This window comes from Cupriavidus sp. P-10, assembly GCF_003402535.2.
GTDB lineage: Bacteria > Pseudomonadota > Gammaproteobacteria > Burkholderiales > Burkholderiaceae > Cupriavidus.
On record NZ_AP025171.1, the window covers coordinates 684,666 to 703,774 of the forward strand.

The following is a 19,109-nucleotide window of genomic DNA, read 5'->3' on the forward strand; positions in this document are numbered from 1 at the left end:
CTACGGCACGGCAGCGTCGATCGCGATCCGCACGCCTTCGCTGCCGACCGCGAGCGGGCCGCTGCGCCCGACCAGGTCGCCCGACTGCGGCATGGCATTGCCGCTCGCGGAAAGGCGCGCTTCCACCACTACCTGCGTGTGTCCCGACAGCTTGCGGTCGGGCCGCATCGCCATTGCGTCGTCCAGCGTGAACGTCAGCGGCAGGTCGCGCGCCTGCCGGCGCAGCACCGCCAGCGGCAGGCGCGAGCCATCGACAGGAAGGGCGTAGACGAAGAGGGTGTCGCCCGGCTGCGGCGTGCGCCCCGCCTTTTCACTGAGCGTGACCATGCCGGTAATCCTCGCCGGCTGCGCGATGGACGTGCCGCGCGCCGCGGCAAGGTTGGCGGCAACGCGTGCCGCGGTCTGCGAGTCCGGCGGCAGCAGCCGGTACAGGTGTTCCCAATAGCCGATCGCCGCTGCCGTGTCGCCACGTTCCACCGCCGCGCTGGCCGCCAGTGCCAGCGCCTTGGGGTCATCCGGATCCAGCGCCAGTGCCCGGCTGATCTCCGCCATTGGCAGACCTTGCAGTGAGCCATTGCTGAGACTGGCCAGCACATCGGCGTAATCGGAGCGCAGCGAGGCCACGTCGGGCGCCAGCTCCACGGCGCGGGCGTAGGCCGCGGCGGCGTCGGCATACCGCTCCAGCACAGCGTAGGATCGCGCCAGCATGGCCCAGCCTTCGGGATCGGCCGGGGCTTCGCGCAGCCGCTGGGCCAGCTGGTTGACCATGCCTTCGACCTGCGCGCCGCTGAGCTGGTGCTGGCTGCCGGTCGCTTGCGGCATGTCGTCGGCGCGCCAGAGCGCGACCGGGTTGCCCAGGTGCAGGTAGAGCAGGATGGCGGCGCTGGGCAACGCCGCCAGCAGCGTGGCGGCGAGCAGCGGCGAGGTGCCGGCCCGGCGCGTGCCGGTGGCGGTGTCGGCGGTCTCGTCCAGCAGCCGGCGGCCGAGTTCGTCGCGGGCTTCCGCGTGCCGGGCCGCGCTCAGCGTACCGACACGCAGGTCGGCGTCGAGTTCGCGCAGCTGGTCGCGGTACAGGTCGACCAGCAGCGTGCGCTCCGGCATGGCGGGATCGGCGGGGGCGTGGCGGCGCAGCAGCGGCCACAGCAGCCCGGCCATGGCGGTGGTGATCGTTGCGGCGGCGAGCAGCCAGAAGGTCGTCATGGTTGTCGGGGGGCGGCAGGATCGGCGGCGTCGTTGAGCAGGCTTTCCAGGTCGCGCCGTGCGCCGCCGTCAAGTGGAGTGTCCGTGCCGCCATGCCTCGCGCGGGCGCGCACGATCGCCCAGGCAACACCGGCAACCAGAAGCAGCGGGCCAAACCACAACAGCCACGTCAGCGGCCGCAGCGGCGGCTTGTACAGCACGAAGTCGCCATAGCGTTGCGCCAGGTAATCCTTGACCGCCTGGTCGCTGGCGCCGCCGCGCAGTTGCTCGCGGATCTGGCGGCGCAGGTCGACGGCCAGGTCGGCATTGGAATCGGCCAGCGTCTGGTTCTGGCACACCAGGCAGCGCAGTTCGTTGGAGAGCGCATGCACGCGCGCATCGAGCTCTGCCTCGGTCGGCGCTGCGGTCGCCTGCAGCGACAGGCAGCATAGCCACAGTGCTAGCGCTGTCCGTAGCCTACGCATGGCCGCTTCTCTGCCGCTGCAGGCGCTCGATCAGCGGGATCAGCTTCTGCTCCAGCACCTCGCGCGTGACCGGGCCGACCTGGCGGTAGCGCACCACGCCCTGCTGGTCGATGACAAAGGTTTCGGGCACGCCATAGACGCCGTAGTCGATGCCCACGCGCCCGTCGGCATCGACCAGCGATGCTGTATAGGGATTGCCCAGCCGCTGCAGCCAGTCGCGCGCGGCGCCGGCCTCGTCCTTGTAGTTCAGGCCGTACAGCGGCACCGGCGCGCGCGCGGCGAAGTCGACCAGCACCGGGTGCTCGGTGCGGCAGGCCGCGCACCACGACGCCCACACGTTCAGCAGCCACACCTTGCCGCGCATGTCGGCGGACGCCAGCGTGCGGCCTTCCGGCTCCAGCAGCGGCAGCGTGAAGGCTGGCGCGGCCTTGCCGACCAGCGGCGAGGGCAGCTCGCGCGGATCGTGGCGCAGGCCCGCGGCCAGCGCGACGGCCAGCGCGAGGAAGGCGGCGAGCGGCAGCAGGAAGCGCGTCATGCCGGCGTCTCCTCGCGCGTGGAGGCCAGTGCGGGCGCGGCAGGGGCATTCGCAGGCGCAGGAGCGGCTTCGGCCGCGGCGAGGCGGCGCAGCCGGTAGCGCTTGTCACACGCCGCCAGCAGGCCACCCAGCGCCATCAGCACGCAGCCAGCCCAGATCCAGTCGACAAAGGGCTTGACGTGGATGCGCACGGCCCAGGCGCTGCCGTCGACGCCGTTGGCCACGTTCTCGCCCAGCGCCACGTACAGGTCGCGCGTCAGGCCGCTGTCGATCGCGGCTTCGGTGGTTGGCATGTCCTGGCTGCGGTAGATGCGCCGTTCGGGATGGAGCACCGCCACGCGCTTGCCGTCGCGCGATGCGGTCAGCGTGCCGCGCAGCGCGTCGTAGTTGGGGCCGGCGGCCTGCCTCACGCCGGCGAAGCGGAAGTCGTAGCCGCCGACGCTGACGGTATCGCCCGCGCGCATCGGCAGTTCGCGCAGGCTTTCCTGCCCGGTGACCAGCGTCACGCCTGCGATGAAGATGCCGACGCCGGCGTGCGCGAGCAGCATGCCCCAGTAGCTGGGCGCGAGCTGGCGCAGCGCAACGAGCCGGCGTCCCTGCTGGTGGCGCAGCCGTGCCGCCAGGCTCGCCACCGCGCTCAGCACGCACCACGCCGCCAGCAGCAGCCCCAGCCCGGTCATGGCGGAGGCGTTGCGAAGCACCAGCAACAGCCCCAGGCCGATGGCCACGCTGGCGATGCCGGCCCAGCGCAGCCGCCGCGCCATGTCGGGCAGGCCACCATGGCGCCAGCGCGCCAGCGGCGCCGCGCCCATCAGCAGCACCGCGGGTGCCATCAGCGGCACGAACACCTGCTCGAAGTAAGCGGGGCCGACCGAGATCTTGCCCAGCCCCAGCACATCGACCAGCAGCGGGTAGAGCGTGCCGAGCAGCACCGTTGCCGCCGCCACCGCCAGCAGCACGTTATTGGCCAGCAGCAGCGATTCACGCGAGATCGCGGCAAACTCGACACGCCGCGACAAGCGCGGCGCGCGCCATGCGTACAGCGCCAGCGCGATGCCGGTGACGAGGCCGAGCAGGGCCAGGATGAAGACGCCGCGCTTCGGATCGACCGCGAACGCGTGGACCGAGGTCAGCACGCCGGAGCGGACCAGGAAGGTACCGAGCAGGCTCAGCGAGAACGTGAAGATGGCGAGCAGCACGGTCCACGCGCGGAACGCCCCGCGTTTCTCCGTGACCGCCAGCGAATGCATCAGCGCGGTGCCGGCCAGCCACGGCATGAACGAGGCGTTCTCGACCGGGTCCCAGAACCACCAGCCGCCCCAGCCCAGTTCGTAGTACGCCCACGCGCTGCCCAGCATGATGCCCAGCGTCAGGAACGCCCACGCCACCGTGGTCCACGGCCGCGACCAGCGCGCCCAGGCGGCATCGACGCGCCCGGCCAGCAGCGCCGCCACGGCAAAGGCAAAGGTCACCGAGAAGCCGACATAGCCCATGTAGAGCAGCGGCGGGTGGAATACCATGCCCGGGTCCTGCAGCAGCGGATTGAGGTCGCGCCCGGCCATTGCCGGCGGCAGCAGCCGCACGAAGGGGTTGGAGGCAAACAGCAGGAACAGCAGGAAGCCCGCGCTGATCGCGCCCATCACGCCCAGCACGCGAGCCACCGCGGCCAGCGGCAGCTGGCGGCTGTAGTGCGCCACCGCCAGCGACCACAGCGCCAGCATCAGCGTCCACAGCAGCATCGAGCCTTCATGCCCGCCCCATACCGCTGCCATGCGGTAGGCCAGCGGCAGCGCGCTGTTGGCGTTGGCGGCGACATAGCGCACGCTGAAGTCGTTGGCGACGAAGCTCCATGTCAGCGCCGCGAACGACGCTGCAACCAGCGCGCATTGCACGCGCGCCGCCGGCCGTGCCACTGCCATCCACGCCAGCCTGCCGCGCGCCGCGCCGGCAAGCGGCACCACTGCCTGCACCAGCGCGACCAGCAACGCGACGATCAGCGCGAAATGTCCCAGCTCGGCAATCATTGGCGCGCTCCCTGCGCCGGCGCCCCGGCCATGCGGCGGTTCACCTGTTCAGCCTGCTTCAGCGCATCGGCGGCTTCGGGCGGCATGTAGTTCTCGTCGTGCTTGGCCAGCACCTCGCTGGCGACGAAGGTGCCGTCGGCTTCCAGCTTGCCGCGCGCGACCACGCCCTTGCCCTCGCGGAACAGGTCGGGCAGCAGGCCGCGGTAGCGCACCGGCACCTGCCGCGCGGTGTCGGTGACGACGAAGCGCACGGTCATGCCGTCGCCTTCGCGCCGGATCGAGCCGGGTTCGACCAGTCCGCCGAGCCGGAAGCTGCGCGCCACCGGCGCCTCCTGCGCGGCTACCTGGCTCGGGCTGAAGAAAAACACCAGGTTGGAGCGAAAGGCATTGAGCACCAGCGCCAGCGCGATGCCGCCACAGGCCAGGGCCGCGGCGAGCATGCCGAAACGGCGCTGGCGCGGCGTCATCGGCGCGTGCCGGCCTGTTGCGCGCTGGCGCGGCTGCGGCGCGCCAGCAGCACCAGTTCCAGCGCCAGCAGCAGCGCGGTCATGCCGAAGGCGCCGGCGATGAAGATGCCGTGGTGCCCGTATTGCAGCACATTCGGCAACAGCGACGACAGGCTCATGATGTCTCTCCGTTGACTGGTGCCTCGCCGCGCTCGCGCAGGATGCAGCGCACGCGCACCAGCGCGACGGCGATGGTGTACATCCAGCATGCCAGCGTCATCAGCAGCATGCCGGCCAGCATCGTGGCCGCCATCGACGGCGCCGCGGTCAGGCTGACAGAAGCGCCCTGGTGCAGCGTGTTCCACCACTGCACCGAGAAGTAGATCACCGGGATGTTGGCTACGCCCACCAGCGCCAGCACCGCGCAGGCGCGCTCGGCGCGGCGCGGCTCGTCGATGGCAGATTCCAGCGCGATAAAGCCCAGGTACAGGAACAGCAACAGCAGTTCGGAGGTAAGCCGCGCATCCCAGACCCACCACGTGCCCCAGGTCGGCTGGCCCCACAGCGCGCCGGTCCACAGCGCCAGCGCCGTGAACAGCGCCCCGGTGGGCGCCAGTGCCGATGCCATCATCGACGACAGCCGCGTGCGCAGCACCAGCGCCAGCGCGCAGTAGCCCGCCATGACCAGGTAGATGAACATCGACATCCATGCCGCCGGCACGTGGATGAAGATGATGCGGTAGACCTCGCCCTGCTGCGCATCGGTGGGCGCCACGGCAAAGCCGACCCACAGGCCGGCCAGAGCGAACACCGCCGCCGCGGCGAAGAACCAGGGCACCATGCGTCCCGCCAGCGGATAGAAGCGCACTGGCGCGGCAAAAGCCATCCAGCGGCCGCCGCTACGCGGGTGCGGCGCCTCGGCCGAGTGCAGCGAAGGCAGCGGCTGGCTCATGCCGGCGTCTCCATGGCGATGCGCAGCCCGACGGCGGTGGCCAGCGGGCACAGGAACAGCGACAGTGCCAGGCACGCGCCCAGCAGAGAGAACTGCGGCACGACGTCGAGCCCGGCATCGGCGGCCGCCGCGGCGCTGGCGCCGAATACCAGCACGGGCACGCACAGCGGCAGCACCAGGATGCACAGCAGCACCGCGCCGCCGCGCACGCCCAGCGTCAGCGCGGCGCCCACCGCGCCGATCAGGCTCAGCGCCGGCGTGCCGACCAGCAGCGAGGCCGACAGCAGCAGCGACGCGCTCCACGGCAGCCCGTACTGCTGCGACAGCAATGGCGTCAGCAGCAACAGCGGCAGGCCGCTGGTCAGCCAGTGCGCGGCAATCTTGGCCAGCACCAGCAGCGCCAGCGGATGCGGCGACAGCAGCAGCTGGTCAAGGCTGCCATCCGCATGCTCCTGCGCGAACAGCCGCGACAGCGACAGCATCGACGCCAGCAGCGCCGTGACCCACAGGATGCCGGGCGCCAGCGCGCGCAGCTGCTGCGGCTCGGGGCCGATCGCCAGCGGGAACAGGCTGGCCGCGATGACAAAGAACACCACGCTGCCGAGCAGGCTGCCGCGCCGGCGCCAGGACAGCGACACGTCGTGCGCGACGATGGCGGCGAGGGTGCGGGTCATGCCGGCGCCTCCAGCCGCAGCACCGCGCCGCCGGCGCCGAGCAACTGGTGGGTGGCGATCACCGCCATGCCGCCCGTTGCCAGGTGCGCGTCGAGCTGCGCGTCGAAGCGCGCGCAGGCGTCGGCATCCAGCGCCGCCACCGGTTCGTCAAGCAGCCACAGCGCGCGCCGCGCCAGCGACAAGCGCGCCAGCGCCACGCGCCGGCGCTGGCCCTGCGACAGCGCGCGCACTGGTGTGTGCGCGACGCGCTCCAGCGCCTGCGCTGCGAGGGCACGGTCGACCGCGCCCGCATCATCGGCGCCGGCCATGCGCGCGGCAAAGCGCAGGTTTTCCGTTGGACTCAGGTCCGGGTCGATGCCATTGGCATGGCCGACATAGGCCAGCGCCTGCAGGTAGGCGGGGTCGCCCGTGCGCAGCGGCCGTCCGTGCCAGTGCAGCGTGCCTTCGTCCGGCATGGCCAGGCCGCACAGCACGCGCAGCAGGCTGGTCTTGCCGCTGCCGTTGGCGCCCAGTACCTGCAGCAGCGAACCGGGCGACAGCGACAGGTCGAGGCCGCGCAGCACCGGGCGGCCGGCGCGCGACAGGCCCAGCCCTTCACCGCTCAGCGCGGGCGGGATCCAACCGGGCCGGGCAACGGGTTGCTGCACGCGTCATTTCTCCTCGGCCTTGGATACGTCCGGCAGGTGGTGCGCGATACCCTTGTGGCAGTCGATGCAGGTCTTTTCCTTGTTGGCTAGGTAGGTCGAGTGCATGGCCTGCGCGCGCGGGCTCTGCCGCGTGAAGTCCATCGACTGGTAGTCATGGCAGTTACGGCATTCCAGCGAATCGTTGGCCTTGAAGCGGGCCCATTCGTGCTGCGCCAGCGTGAGCCGGTGCGCCTGGAATTTTTCGCGCGTGTCGACGGTGCCGAAAATCTTGGCCCAGACCTCCTTGGACGCCTGCATCTTGCGCGCCATCTTGTCGGTCCAGTTGTGCGGCACGTGGCAGTCCGAGCATTTGGCGCGCACGCCGCTGCGGTTGGTGAAGTGGATGGTGCCCTGCAGTTCCTGATAGACGTTGTCGCGCATCTCGTGGCAGCCGGTGCAGAACTGCTCGGTGTTGGTCAGTTCCAGCGCGGTGTTGAACGCGCCCCAGAACACCAGGCCGGCAATAAAGCCGCCCAGCGTCAGGAAGCCCAGGCTGAAATACGCGCTGGGCCGGTTGATGGTCCGCCAGTAGCGCTTGAGCAGGTCGAGCATGGCGCGCATCCGCAATGAGGTTGTTGTCGGGGCCGGGCGCTGCTATTTGGCCGCTCCCTTGGTGTCGGCCGCTCCTTTGGCGCCGGGCTTGCGCTTGAGCATCTGCTCGACATCGATGAAGGTATTGCCCACCAGCGGCTTGGCGTCCGCCTGCGGCACATGGCATTGCGTGCAGAAATAGCGGCGCGGCGACACATCGGCCAGCACGTTGTTGTCGCGGTCCATGTAATGCGTGATGCTGACCGGGATCGCCTGGGTTTCTTCGGTGCGGGTGCGCGCGTGGCAGAACATGCAGCGGTTGAAATCCTTGTCGACCTGGTAGCCGTCGATCTTGTGCGGGATCGTCGGCGGCTGCATGGTGTAGTTGCGGTTGCGGCGGATGTCCTTGTTCTCGGTCGGGTACATGATCGGGGCCTTCGATTCGTTGCCGATAGGCGTGTTCCCGCGCATGGCATCGACCAACCCTTGTTGCTGTTGCTGCTGCGCGCGCACCGGCAGCGGCAATGCCGCCAGGACCCCCAGCAGCAGCGTGAGCAAGGCCAGCAGTGGCAGCCAGGATCGACTCGGTTTCATGGCGTCTCCTGTTGTATCGGCCGTGCTAGACCTTGACGATCTTGACCGCGCACTTCTTGAAGTCGGTCTGCAGCGAGATCGGGCAGGTCGCGTCCAGCGTTACCTTGTTGATCAGCTGGCTGGCGTCGAACCACGGCACGAACACCAGCCCGCGCGGCGGCGCGTCGCGCCCGCGGGTCTCCAGGCGTGAGCGCATGCGCCCGCGCCGCGACACCACTTCCACTTCCACGCCGCGCCGCAGGCCCATGGCCTTGGCATCTTCCGGATGCATGAACACCACCGCGTTGGGGAAGGCGCGGTACAGCTCGGGCACGCGGCGCGTCATCGAGCCGGAATGCCAGTGCTCGAGTACGCGGCCCGTGACCAGCCAGTACGGGTATTCCTTGTCGGGCGATTCGGCCGGCGGCTCGTAGGGCAGGGCGAAGATCACCGCCTTGCCGTCGGGGTGGCCGTAGAACTGGTAGCCGGTGCCGGCCTTGACATAGGGATCGCTGCCTTCGCGGTAGCGCCAGCGCGTTTCCTTGCCGTTGACGACCGGCCAGCGCAGGCCGCGCGCCTCATGGTAGGCGTTGAACGGCGCCAGGTCATGGCCGTGCCCGCGACCGAAGGTGGCGTATTCCTCGAACAGTCCCTTCTGCACATAGAAGCCGAAGGCCTTGGCCTCGGCGTTGTTGTACTCGGCGCTGACTTCCTTGAGCGGGAACTTGTCGACCTGCCCGTTGCGGTAGAGCACGTCGAACAGTGTCTTTCCGCGGTATTCCGGCTTCTTCGCGATCAGGTCGGCGGGCCAGACGTCCTCCACCTTGAAGCGCTTGGAGAACTCCATCAGCTGCCACAGGTCCGAGCGCGCCTCGCCGGGCGCATCGACCAGCTGGTGCCAGAACTGCGTGCGGCGCTCGGCATTGCCGTAGGCGCCTTCCTTCTCGACCCACATCGCGCTGGGCAGGATCAGGTCGGCGGCCAGCGCGGTGACGGTGGGGTAGGCATCTGACACCACGATGAAGTTGGCAGGATTGCGATAGCCCGGCAAGCCCTCTTCCATCAGGTTGGCCGCTGCCTGCATGTTGTTGTTGACCTGCACCCAGTACGCGTTGAGCTTGCCGTCCTTGAGCATGCGGTTCTGCAGCACGGCGTGGAAGCCCGGTTTGTCGGGGATGGTGCCCGCCGGCAGCTTCCAGATGCGCTCGGCTTCTTCGCGGTGCTTGGGATTGGTCACCACCATGTCGGCCGGCAGCCGGTGCGAGAAGGTGCCCACCTCGCGCGCGGTGCCGCACGCAGACGGCTGCCCGGTCAGCGAGAACGGGCTGTTGCCCGGCGTGGCGATCTTGCCGGTCAGCAGGTGCAGGTTGTAGACCATGTTGTTCGCCCAGCTGCCGCGCGTATGCTGGTTGAAGCCCATGGTCCACAGCGACATCACCTTGACGTTGGGATCGGCATAGAGCTCGGCAAGCTGGTCGAGCTTGGCCTTGGGCACGCCCGACAGCTTGCTGACGGTATCGGCGTCGTACTTGGCCACGAAGCGCGCGAAGTCGTCGAACGTGATCGGGCGCGAGGCGCCGGGATCGGCCGCGTTCTTGGCCGCCTTCTGCAGCGGATGCTCCGGACGCAGGCCGTAGCCGATGTTGGTCACGCCTTCCTTGAAGACCGTATGCTTGTTGACGAAGTCCTTGTTGACCTTGTTGTTCTTGATGATGTAGTGGGCGATGTAGTTCATCATCGCCAGGTCGGTCTGCGGCGCGAAGATGATTGGGATGTCGGCCAGGTCGAAGGAACGGTGCGTAAAGGTGGACAGCACCGCCACGCGCGTCTTCGGGTGGCTCAGGCGCCGGTCGGTGATGCGGGTCCACAGGATGGGATGCATCTCGGCCATGTTCGAGCCCCACAGGACGAAGGCATCGGCGGCTTCGAAATCGTCGTAGCAGCCCATCGGCTCGTCCATGCCGAAGGTGCGCATGAAGCCCTGCACCGCGGAAGCCATGCAGTGCCGCGCGTTGGGGTCGATATTGTTGGAGCGGAAGCCGGCCTTGTACAGCTTGGACGCGGCATAGCCTTCCCACACGGTCCACTGGCCCGAACCGAACATGCCCACCGCGGTCGGGCCTTTCTCTTTCAGCACGCGCTTGAACTGCTGCTCCATCTCGTCAAAGGCCCGCTCCCACGTGACCGGCGCGAATTCGCCGTTCTTGTCGTACTTGCCGTTCTTCATGCGCAGCAGCGGCTTGGTCAGCCGGTCCTGGCCGTACATGATCTTCGACAGGAAATAGCCCTTGACGCAGTTCAGCCCTTTGTTGACCTCGGCCTGCGGGTCGCCATTCGTGGCGACGACCTTGTTGTCCCTGACCGCGACCGTGACCCCGCAGCCGGTGCCGCAGAAGCGGCACGGCGCCTTGGACCATTTCAGCTTGGTGGCCTCGCTGTCCGTGACAAAGTTGGCGGCGCCGGCCGGCAGCGTGACGCCGGCCACCGATGCCGTCGCGGCGACAGCGGTCTGCTTGATGAAATCGCGGCGTGAGATGTTCATCTTGCGCCCTCCTCGTAGATGGTCTCGCTCATGGCTTCGGCGTCTTCGTTGTGCTGGTAGACAAGCGCGGCCGACAGCACGCCGGGGAGCTGGTGGAGGTAGGTGAGGTTCGCGGCAATGGCGCGCGAGGTGGGCGCTTCGATGGTGACCACGAGCTTGCCGGCATCGCTGGCGGCGTGGACTTCGGCGCCGGTAATGGCTTCGATGGCGCTGCGTACCTGCGCCACGCTGGCCGGATGCGCATGCACGACGATGCCGGCAATATGCCACTCGTCGCTGGCGGGCAGCGGCTGGATGGGGATCGCACATCTGGCTGCGGGCATGCGGAAGCTCCGGTTCAATGCCGTTTCAGTCTGTGCTGCAGCTTGTTTTTATCTAAAAACATCGCGCCCATGGCGCGCCACGCGTTTAGTGCGTCGGGGGGCCGCTGACCAGCTGGGTCATCCAGACAATGAACCCATAGCCTGCCACGACGATGACGGACAACACCGGCACCATCACGGCGGTCAGGAACAGGAAGCTGCGCAGTTCTTCCTTCTTGCGCTGCGGATCGTGGACTTCCCCGGTTTCCATCATGGCTCGACGTAATCGGTGAACATGGTCAGGGCGATGCACCTGATGCGTAACACCATTAAAGGTAGCGCAGTCGAAGGTGTCAAGACTGCACTCGTGCGGCGTTCTGGCGGCTTGGGCAAGGCCTGATGCAATGTCCTACGCAATCAGCCCGCGCGCACGCGCCAGCGCGACCGCCTCGGTGCGGCTCTGCGCGCCCAGCTTGGCATGGATGCGGCGCAGATGCGACTTGACCGTCAGTTCCGAGACGAACAGCTTTTGCGCGATAACCCGATTGCGGTATCCCGCCGACAGCATGTGCAGCACCTCGAGTTCACGCGCGGTCAGCGGATCGGCCGATCCTGCCCTGGCCGTGGGCGGTTCGGCCGCCAGCGCGCTTGCCTGCGTACCGGCATCCGGGCCTTGCCCCAGCCGCGCCAGCAGGCCGGCCACGAACGGCGCCGCCACGCCCAGCGCCGCGGCTTGCTGCAGGTGCGTGGCGGCCCAGTCGCGCAGCAGCGCGGCCACGCGCTCGCCTTCGTCCAAAAAGCTGCGCACAAAGCCTTCATGGCTCGCCAGCCGCAGTGCCTCGGTGACATCCTGCAGTGCCGCCTCGCGCTGGCCCAGGCCGTCGAGAGCGGCGGCGCGCAGCAGGCGCAGGCGGATCAGGCGCCAGTAGCGCTGGTGCGCCAGCGCAGCGGCGATGGCGGGCTCAAGCAGGTCGCGAGCCTGCGCGAACTCGCCTTGCGCGATGGCAAGGCGGCAGCGCGCCACGGTGGGCCGCTCGATATCGTTGGCGTGGCCGGCGGCGTCGTCGGCTTCCCAGGCGCCGTAGAGCTGCGCGGCACGCACCGCCTGCGCGGCGGCTTCTAGCCGGCCTTCCAGCGTGGCGACGCGCGCGCGCTCCAGCCACGCCGAGCACACCGCGCGTGCGACGTTGGCCTGCTGGCCGAGCTGCTCCAGCTCGGCCAGGCGTTGCAGCCACTGGCCGCGGTCGCCGCGCAACAGCGCTACGCGGGCGCTCAGCACGTGGCAGGCGATCAGTGCGTCGGGCGGGCCATTGCCCTTGCTGTAGGGCAGCGCGTCGGCGAGCAGGCGCGCGGCTTCGTCGACGGCGTCGTGTTCGTACAGCGCCTGCGCCCGGCAGATGTCGCTGGAAGGCTTGCCGCCAGTGACTTCGCCGGGCGCCGCGCTCCAGCCGCCCCAGCTGCCGCCGGAGGCTGCGCGAAAGCGCGCCAGCGCATTGCCGAGCCGGCCTTCCACGAGGTCGATCACGCCTTCCAGGCTGTCGGTGATGCCGCGCATCGGCAGCGGGCGTGGCGCACGCTGCATCGCGCGCGACAGCACGCTGCGGGCCTCGTCGTAGCGGTGCGTGCAGATCAGCGCATAGGCCAGCGAGTTGGCCAGGATGCAGTACTGGAAGCTGTCATCGGGCGCGAGCCGGTGCAGGTGGGTTGCGGCGGCGTCGCGGCAGGCGTGGACCCGGTCGGCCATGGCCAGCACCACGCAGTGCAGTGTCTGCGCCTCGACGGCCAGGCCGGTATCGGCATCCGCTCCCTGCGCCAGGACGGGCTCGACCGCCGCCATCGCCTCGCCGTGGCGGCGGTTGAGCAGGAGGGCCCAGGCGCGCGTCAGCGCCAGCGCGGGCTGCTGCGCCAGCGCCGCCGGTGCCACCTGGTCGAACCAGCGCAGCAGCAGCCGCACGCGGCCGGTGGCCAGCAGCGTGCCGGATTCGCTGGCGATCGCGGCCAGCGCCTCGTCGTGGTGGCCGGCCTGCAGCAGGTGATCCACGGCCGCCACCGGGTAGCCATTGGCCAGGTACCAGCGTGCGGCGGCAAGATGCAGCTGCGGCGCGCGGCCAGGTGCCTGCGCGGACAGCCGGTGCTGCAGGAAACTGGCGAATAGGCGGTGGTAGCGGTACCAGTTGCGCTCGGCATCAAGCGGGAACAGCAACAGGTTGGCGCGTTCGAGGTGATCGAGCATCTGGCGCGCGTCGCCGCGGCCGGTGAGCGCATCGCACAGCGGTGCGCTGAGCTGGCCGAGCACGCTGGTATCGAGCAGGAAGGCACGGCAGGCATCGGACTGCCGCGCCAGGATGTCTTCGGCAAGGAACTCGCCCAGCTCCAGGTGCGTGCCGGAAAACGCGGCGACAAAGGCCGCGTGGTCGCTGCGTTGCTGCAGCGACAGCGCCGCGAGGTAGATCGCGGTGGCCCAGCCCTCGGTGCCGCGATGCAGCGTGGCGATGTCGTGGTCGCGCAGCGGCAGGCCGCAGCGGTCGCGTAGCAGCCCGGAGGTCTCTTGTAGCGAAAAGCGCAGCGCCGCCGGTGCGATCTCCAGCAGCTGGCCCCGCGCGCGCAGCCGGCCCAGCCCGAGCTCCGGCGTCGCCCGGGACCCGGCCACCAGCGTGCCGCACGGCGGCAGCGCCGCGATCAGCTGCTGCAAAAAGTCGAGCGCGGGCGCGCCATGCAGCGTTTCGAGGTCATCCAGCACGATCGCGAACGGCTGTGATGCGTTGCCCACCCGCTCTAGCAGGGTATGCGCCAGCCGCGGCCCGCTGGCACCCGGCTCGGCAGTGCCCCCGCGCGGGCCGCGCAATGGCGCCAGGCCCGATTCCAGGTGCACCAGCAGGCGCTCCAGGTCGTTGTCGCCGGCATCCAGGCGCAGCCAGGCGACCGCGTGATGCTGCGCCGCGCAATGCGCGGCGTACTGCTGCATCAGCGTGGTCTTGCCGAAGCCGGCGGCGGCGCGCAGCACGATCACGCGTGCCGCGCGCGCCTCGGCCATCTGCGCCACCAGATGCGGGCGGTGCAGCATCGTCGCATGCGCCACCGGCGGGGCGAGCTTGGAGGCAAGGACGGCGGGCCGGGCCGGGACAGCACCGGAAGTGGCATGAAGGGCAGGCAGGTGCAAGGACGATCCTGGGGCGCCCGGAGCGCGGGCGGGGGCTGGAGTGGGGCCGATTCTTCCACGTGCCTCAGGGTTGCGTCCTAGTTCGTTTGGACGAATTTGGCCGCGGGCGGGATTTTGCTTCTTTCGATGGACGACACTGCCGCGCGCTGCGCCTAAAGTGGCCCGCACTCCCGCTGGGTGCGCAGCAGGGTTCAATACCGACACCTCCCCGGAGCGGCCCGCAGAGGCCGGCCGGCAGCGTGGCGCAGCACAGGCCGGCACGGGCGCTGTCCGGATGCCGCCGGCCCATGACAGGAAACCAAGGAGACAAGCAATGCAGCAAGGCAGGCGCAGGGTACTGCGGCAACTGGGTCTTGGCGTCGCGGGCGCGGCACTGGGAGGCACCGGCTGGACGGCACGCGCGCAGGGCGCGGCCTACCCGGGGCGCACGGTGCGTATCGTGATGCCGTACGCCGCGGGCGGCACCGGCGACGTGGCCGCGCGCGCCATCGCCGATGGCCTGGCCAAGGCGTGGGGCAAGGCGGTGGTGGTCGACAACCGGCCCGGCGCCGGCGGCATGATCGGTGCCGACATGGTGGCCAAGGCCGACCCCGACGGCTATACGCTGCTGTTCGCGCTGACCGGGCTGGTGCAGGCGCCCAGCCTCTATACCAAGGCCACCTTCAACCCGGTGCGCGACTTCGCGCCGATCTCGGAACTGGCGACGTCGCACCTCGCGCTGGTGGTGCAGCCGGACGTGCCCGCGGCCAATGTCAGGCAACTGGTCGACTACATCCGCAAGCTTGGCAAGCCGCTGCCGTACGGTTCGTACGGGCTGGGTTCGAGCGGGCACCTCTACATGGAGATCTTCGGCCGCAACGCGGGCGTGCAGCTGACCCACGTGCCTTACAAGGGCGAGGGGCCGATGCTCAACGACCTGCTCGGCGGCCAGCTGCCTGCCGGCATGGTGGCCGCGGTGTCGGCGCGCCAGCATGCGCGCACCGGCAAGCTCAAGGTGATCGCCGTTGCCGGGCACGCGCGCTCGCCGCTGCTGCCCGACGTGCCGACGTTCCAGGAGGGCGGCGTGCCGGGCCTGGAGCGGCAGGGATGGATCGGCCTGTTCGCGCCGACGGGAACGCCACGCGCCATCGTCGACAAGGTGTCGGTCGACGTCAATCGCGTGCTGACCAACGCCGAGCTGCGCGCGCGCATGGTCGAACTTGGCATCTCGCTGAAGGGGTCATCGCCGGCGGCGTTCACCGAGGTGGTGAAGCAGGAGCAGGCCTACTGGGCCGAGGCGATCCGCGCCTCCGATATCCGGCTCGATTGAACGAAAGAACGGGCGGCCGTGCCGCCCGTATGACACGCCTACTGGTAAGTCACCACCATCACGTAGCCGTCCGGCTTGCCGCGCCGCCCGCCAAGCAGGCTGCGGAACACCGGCTCCACGCGCATCTTTGCCGTGGCGACATGCGCATGCGCGCTGGCGCGCACCGGCTTCATCGGCACTGGCGCCGAGACCGTCCGTCCCGATGCATCGATGCAGCGCGCCTGCACTTGTGTCGCCGCAGGCGCGAAGCCGCATGACGGATTGGCGATGGCGCCGCGAAACCTGATCGTGCCCGTTTGCGCCGCCGCGATGCCGGCCAGCGCCAGCGCCAGGACTCCACCCGCTATCAGCTGCCCGGTGATGCCGGGAACTGCCCCGCTTCGTTTCATTGATCTCATGTCATCACTCCGCTGTCGGTGTGGTGCGGATGCAAGCCCCCGAGCAATGCGGTGCTGCCACTGCACGACTGGAAGGGACAGTACATGCGCCGCTTGATGATAGTGGCCGCAATAGCCGTTTCCAGAGATTTGGAACAATGCTGTGACTATTGTTCCGGCGAGCGGAGCGCAGGGCGCGAAGGCGCCCTGGGCGGGTTCAGCCAGCCTCGCCAGTGCCTTGCCGCAGGATCAGGCGCGAGCGTGCGAAACCGGCGTGCGTGCGCAGCGCCTGCATCAGCTGCTCGGATGGCACGCGGTCGAGATCGGTCACCACATAGCCGGTGGTGCCGCGCGTCTGCAGGTGCTGGCCGGTAATGTTGACCCCTTCCTGCGCCAGCAGCGTATTGAGCGCGGCCAGCGCGCCCGGCGCGTTGCCATGCACGTTGAGCAGTCGCGCCGGTGCCTGCAGCGGGCCCGGATCGACCTCGGGGAAGTTCACCGCGCCGATGGTGCCGCCGGTCGCGAGGAAGTGCGCCAGCTTGGCCGCGACCTCGGCGCCGATATTCTCCTGCGCCTCTTCGGTGCTGCCGCCGACGTGCGGGGTCAGCAGGACGTTGGGCAGGTTCTGCAGCTCGCTCACGAAGGGATCATTGTTGGTCTTGGGCTCCTGCGGGAACACGTCGATGGCAGCGCCGCCGAGGCGCTTTTCGCGCAGCGCCTCGGCCAGCGCGGCAATGTCGACCACGCTGCCGCGCGAGGCATTGATCAGGATCGCGCCGGGCTTGAACGCGGCCAGCACGCTGGCATCGATCATGTTCTTCGTGCGCGGCGTGGCCGGGACGTGCAGCGTCACGACCTCGGCCTGCGACACCGCTTCCTCGAGCGAGCCCGCGGCACGCGCGGAGCCGTGCGACAGCCGCGCCAGCACGTCGTAGTAGACCACGCGCATGCCCATCGACTCGGCCAGCACGCCGACCTGCGAGCCGATATTGCCGTAGCCGACGATGGCGATGGTCTTGCCGCGCGCCTCGAAGGCGCCGCTGGCCCCTTTGGCCCACTTGCCGGCATGCGCCAGCGTGTTTTTCTCGGGGATCCGGCGCAGCAGCATCACCGCTTCGGACACCACCAGTTCGGCCACCGAGCGCGTGTTGGAAAAGGGCGCGTTGAATACCGGGATGCCGGCGTGCGTGGCGGCCTCCAGGTCGACCTGCGAGGTGCCGATGCAGAAGCAGCCGATCGACAGCAGGCCCGGGGCGCTGCGGATATCGTCGCCGCGCAGGTGCGTGGCCGAGCGGATGCCGACCACATCGTGGCTGGCCAGCACTTCGCGCAATTCAGGTCCGGCCAGTGCGCCGGCACGGCGCTCGACCTGAAGGCCGGCTTCAGCCAGCCGTGCGTTGGCGCTCTGGTGGATGTTCTCGAGCAGGATTGCAGTGGTCACGTTCGTTTTCCGCCTGGAGGGATGGGTATACCCTCCATTCTGCGCGCAAAACGGCACGGGCCCCGGGGAGTCCCTGCTGCCGGCAATGACACCGGCATTGGCACCGCCGTGCCGGGGGCAATGCGCCCGTGCGTTGCCCCGTGCCGGTTCAGCGCGAGCGGCGCGAGTCGCCGCCGAGCGGGTCGACGATGATCATGGTCTGGCGCAGCACCCCGCCGTCATCGAAGTAGGCGCTGAAATGCGCGCTCTGCAGTCCGTCCTTGTACATCCGCCACGACCACGCTTCGCGCTTCATCAGGGGGTAGTACTGGATGGGTTCGCGGGGCAGGCCGAAATGCTCCTGCATGTCTTTCTTGGTCCAGACATTGACCTGGGCACGGTAGACCTCCGTTTCGGTCAGCATCTGGCGGTAGCTGGTGAGCCTGCCGCCGGCATCGAAATCGGCGGCGTAGACCTCATGCCCGAAGGGCTGGCGCGACCACAGCCAGCGGGTGGTGCCGTTGGCCAGGCGGAAGGTCTCGGTGGGTGGCCCGAAAGTCTGTTGTACGGCACTTTCCGGGCTGCCGATCAACTTCTGGCCGGTCTGTACGGGCTGCAGCGTGGCGCAGCCCCCCAGCGTGCCGGCCAGCCATGCGGCCGCGCAAAGGCGGCCGGCCAGCCGAAGTTGCATGCGAAGCTGCATGGCGTTCTCCTGCGGGCGTCATGCCCGCATCCGCCATTCTCCGGCCAGTGCGATGGCCGGCGCAACAGGTGCCCGGTACGTGGGGACGCCGGGCGCTGCCGTGACGATCAGCAGCGGCCTTTCTTGGCCTGTCCCGGAGGGCAGAAGGACTCGTTGCCGTACTGGTCGACGCGGCAGTTGCCCTTCTTGGCTTGGCCCGGCGGGCAGCCGGGACCGGCGCCGCCGCCGTAGCTGTCATACGGGGCAACCACGCAGCCGCCGAGCAGGGCGCTACAGGCGACGAGCAGGGCCAGGACGGATTTCATCGATTTCTCCTTGTTGTGGGGATCCAAATGCGCACGAGGATAATGCGTCGACCTGTCGTCAATTGTAAGGAATGGTGAATAGGCGAGCCGCTCCCGGCGCCGGGCATGGCGCCTCGGATGCGTGCGGGAATATCCGGGCCGCGTTAGGGCAGGTGCCGGCCCGGCAGCCGGGCGGGCGGCGCGCCGGTTGGACGGACTGCCTGGCCCGCGGTGCCTTGCCGGCGTGCCAGCCCGGTCCTGGCCTGGCCGGACGCGCGAGGCGCAGTCAGCCGGCGTTCGCCGTCGATGCGCTCCCCCGGCGCGGAGAATGCCCCGATCCTGACAGGCTCGCCCATGCCGCCGGTAACGTGCTGCGCATGGGCGATGCCTGAGGCCGCAGCGAGCAGCGCGGCGGCAACGAGGGGAAGGGCGGGGAGGCGGTGCATGGGAAGTTCCGGTCGTCGGTGCCGTACGGCGCGCGGCAGACGGATGTGTCGCGGCATCGTGCGGGCCACGGGAGCATAGTCGAGCTCCCGGTCCGCGGGTGTAATCGATTGTTAATCGGCGGCCAGGTTCGTGTGTGAAGGCTGGCCACCGGCCCGCTAGCTCGCCGCGCCGTGCGCCGCCAGTACCGGGTCGCCCTCGATCGCCGTCGAAGGCTTGCCGTCCGGCCCCACCGGCACATCGCCCACCAGCGTCACGCGGTACAGCTCGCGGTCGAAATCGAGGTCGAAGATATCGGACGGCGCCAGGTGCGCGGTGGCGCGGTTGTCCCAGAATGCAACGCTGTTTGAGGTGTTCGGCGCGTTTTCGTCATCAGTCATCCTATGACATTGAGCAAATCACACCAAGAGGATCTGAGCAGGGATAACGGTTTACGCCGGCCAAATTTGCGGAGGTAAGGGGCACCATATGGCACATCGCGCA

21 protein-coding genes and 1 pseudogene are annotated in these 19,109 nt (G+C 69.2%); 1 reads left to right on the forward strand and 21 read right to left on the reverse strand.

Going from position 1 to position 19,109, the window contains the following annotated elements:
- The 15 genes from ccmI to CTP10_RS20255 all read right to left on the reverse strand — a co-directional run bounded on the left by ccmI (position 1) and on the right by CTP10_RS20255 (position 14,089).
- Positions 1–1,200 (reverse strand): c-type cytochrome biogenesis protein CcmI, encoded by a 1,200-nt coding sequence (gene ccmI, locus CTP10_RS20185; protein ID WP_116319846.1) that lies wholly within the window; start codon positions 1,198–1,200, stop codon positions 1–3.
- The gene (locus tag CTP10_RS20190; protein ID WP_116319845.1) at positions 1,197–1,664 is read right to left on the reverse strand and encodes a cytochrome c-type biogenesis protein; all 468 of its coding nucleotides are present in this window, start codon (positions 1,662–1,664) and stop codon (positions 1,197–1,199) included. The genes ccmI and CTP10_RS20190 overlap by 4 nt, the downstream gene beginning before the upstream one ends.
- Positions 1,657–2,199 (reverse strand): DsbE family thiol:disulfide interchange protein, encoded by a 543-nt coding sequence (locus tag CTP10_RS20195; RefSeq protein ID WP_116319844.1) that lies wholly within the window; start codon positions 2,197–2,199, stop codon positions 1,657–1,659. The genes CTP10_RS20190 and CTP10_RS20195 overlap by 8 nt, the downstream gene beginning before the upstream one ends.
- Positions 2,196–4,223, reverse strand: coding sequence for a heme lyase CcmF/NrfE family subunit (locus CTP10_RS20200; protein WP_116319843.1), 2,028 nt, complete (start codon positions 4,221–4,223; stop codon positions 2,196–2,198). Before CTP10_RS20200 ends, CTP10_RS20195 begins: the two co-directional genes overlap by 4 nt.
- Positions 4,220–4,690 carry a cytochrome c maturation protein CcmE gene (gene ccmE / locus CTP10_RS20205; protein ID WP_116319842.1) on the reverse strand — a complete coding sequence of 157 codons (471 nt, stop codon included), beginning with the start codon at positions 4,688–4,690 and terminating at the stop codon, positions 4,220–4,222. Before ccmE ends, CTP10_RS20200 begins: the two co-directional genes overlap by 4 nt.
- Positions 4,687–4,848 (reverse strand): heme exporter protein CcmD, encoded by a 162-nt coding sequence (gene ccmD, locus CTP10_RS20210; RefSeq protein ID WP_116319841.1) that lies wholly within the window; start codon positions 4,846–4,848, stop codon positions 4,687–4,689. The genes ccmE and ccmD overlap by 4 nt, the downstream gene beginning before the upstream one ends.
- Positions 4,845–5,621 (reverse strand): heme ABC transporter permease CcmC, encoded by a 777-nt coding sequence (ccmC, locus tag CTP10_RS20215; protein ID WP_116319840.1) that lies wholly within the window; start codon positions 5,619–5,621, stop codon positions 4,845–4,847. Before ccmC ends, ccmD begins: the two co-directional genes overlap by 4 nt.
- Entirely contained in the window at positions 5,618–6,295 is a 678-nt protein-coding gene (ccmB, locus tag CTP10_RS20220) for a heme exporter protein CcmB (protein WP_116319839.1), read from the reverse strand. The genes ccmC and ccmB overlap by 4 nt, the downstream gene beginning before the upstream one ends.
- Positions 6,292–6,942, reverse strand: a complete 651-nt coding sequence (gene ccmA / locus CTP10_RS20225; RefSeq protein ID WP_442875238.1) for a cytochrome c biogenesis heme-transporting ATPase CcmA — start codon at positions 6,940–6,942, stop codon at positions 6,292–6,294. Before ccmA ends, ccmB begins: the two co-directional genes overlap by 4 nt.
- Before the next feature lie 3 nt (positions 6,943–6,945).
- A complete protein-coding gene (locus CTP10_RS20230) occupies positions 6,946–7,533 on the reverse strand; it encodes a cytochrome c3 family protein (protein WP_116319902.1) in 588 nt (195 codons plus the stop codon).
- Between the two features lie 42 nt (positions 7,534–7,575).
- Positions 7,576–8,106 (reverse strand): nitrate reductase cytochrome c-type subunit, encoded by a 531-nt coding sequence (locus CTP10_RS20235; protein ID WP_116319838.1) that lies wholly within the window; start codon positions 8,104–8,106, stop codon positions 7,576–7,578.
- A 25-nt stretch (positions 8,107–8,131) separates the two neighbouring features.
- A complete protein-coding gene (napA, locus tag CTP10_RS20240) occupies positions 8,132–10,627 on the reverse strand; it encodes a periplasmic nitrate reductase subunit alpha (protein ID WP_116319837.1) in 2,496 nt (831 codons plus the stop codon).
- The gene (locus tag CTP10_RS20245; protein ID WP_116319836.1) at positions 10,624–10,950 is read right to left on the reverse strand and encodes a chaperone NapD; all 327 of its coding nucleotides are present in this window, start codon (positions 10,948–10,950) and stop codon (positions 10,624–10,626) included. Before CTP10_RS20245 ends, napA begins: the two co-directional genes overlap by 4 nt.
- Positions 10,951–11,035: 85 nt before the next feature.
- Positions 11,036–11,200: a periplasmic nitrate reductase, NapE protein gene (napE, locus tag CTP10_RS20250; protein WP_029044694.1), complete on the reverse strand. Its 165-nt coding sequence runs from the start codon at positions 11,198–11,200 to the stop codon at positions 11,036–11,038.
- A 138-nt stretch (positions 11,201–11,338) separates the two neighbouring features.
- Positions 11,339–14,089 (reverse strand): LuxR C-terminal-related transcriptional regulator, encoded by a 2,751-nt coding sequence (locus CTP10_RS20255; protein ID WP_271815874.1) that lies wholly within the window; start codon positions 14,087–14,089, stop codon positions 11,339–11,341.
- A gap of 313 nt (positions 14,090–14,402) precedes the next feature.
- Between CTP10_RS20255 and CTP10_RS20260 the strand changes: the two genes are divergently transcribed.
- A complete protein-coding gene (locus CTP10_RS20260; protein ID WP_116319834.1) occupies positions 14,403–15,398 on the forward strand; it encodes a Bug family tripartite tricarboxylate transporter substrate binding protein in 996 nt (331 codons plus the stop codon).
- Positions 15,399–15,436: 38 nt separating this feature from the next.
- Here the strand turns inward: CTP10_RS20260 and CTP10_RS20265 are convergent, their stop codons facing one another.
- The 6 genes and pseudogenes from CTP10_RS20265 to CTP10_RS20290 form a co-directional block, all read right to left on the reverse strand.
- The gene (locus CTP10_RS20265) at positions 15,437–15,787 is read right to left on the reverse strand and encodes a hypothetical protein (protein ID WP_233528136.1); all 351 of its coding nucleotides are present in this window, start codon (positions 15,785–15,787) and stop codon (positions 15,437–15,439) included.
- Between the two features lie 205 nt (positions 15,788–15,992).
- Positions 15,993–17,216, reverse strand: a complete 1,224-nt coding sequence (serA, locus tag CTP10_RS20270) for a phosphoglycerate dehydrogenase (protein WP_116319832.1) — start codon at positions 17,214–17,216, stop codon at positions 15,993–15,995.
- Positions 17,217–17,364: 148 nt separating this feature from the next.
- Positions 17,365–17,886, reverse strand: a complete 522-nt coding sequence (locus CTP10_RS20275; RefSeq protein ID WP_116319901.1) for a hypothetical protein — start codon at positions 17,884–17,886, stop codon at positions 17,365–17,367.
- A gap of 119 nt (positions 17,887–18,005) precedes the next feature.
- On the reverse strand, positions 18,006–18,203 hold the full coding sequence (locus CTP10_RS20280; RefSeq protein WP_116319831.1) for a hypothetical protein: 198 nt from the start codon (positions 18,201–18,203) through the stop codon (positions 18,006–18,008).
- A 143-nt stretch (positions 18,204–18,346) separates the two neighbouring features.
- Complete coding sequence (locus CTP10_RS20285; protein WP_116319830.1) at positions 18,347–18,628, reverse strand: hypothetical protein; 282 nt, start codon at positions 18,626–18,628, stop codon at positions 18,347–18,349.
- A 156-nt stretch (positions 18,629–18,784) separates the two neighbouring features.
- Positions 18,785–18,970 (reverse strand): annotated as a pseudogene (locus CTP10_RS20290) (TauD/TfdA family dioxygenase); the annotation flags it as partial.
- Positions 18,971–19,109: the final 139 nt, after the last annotated feature.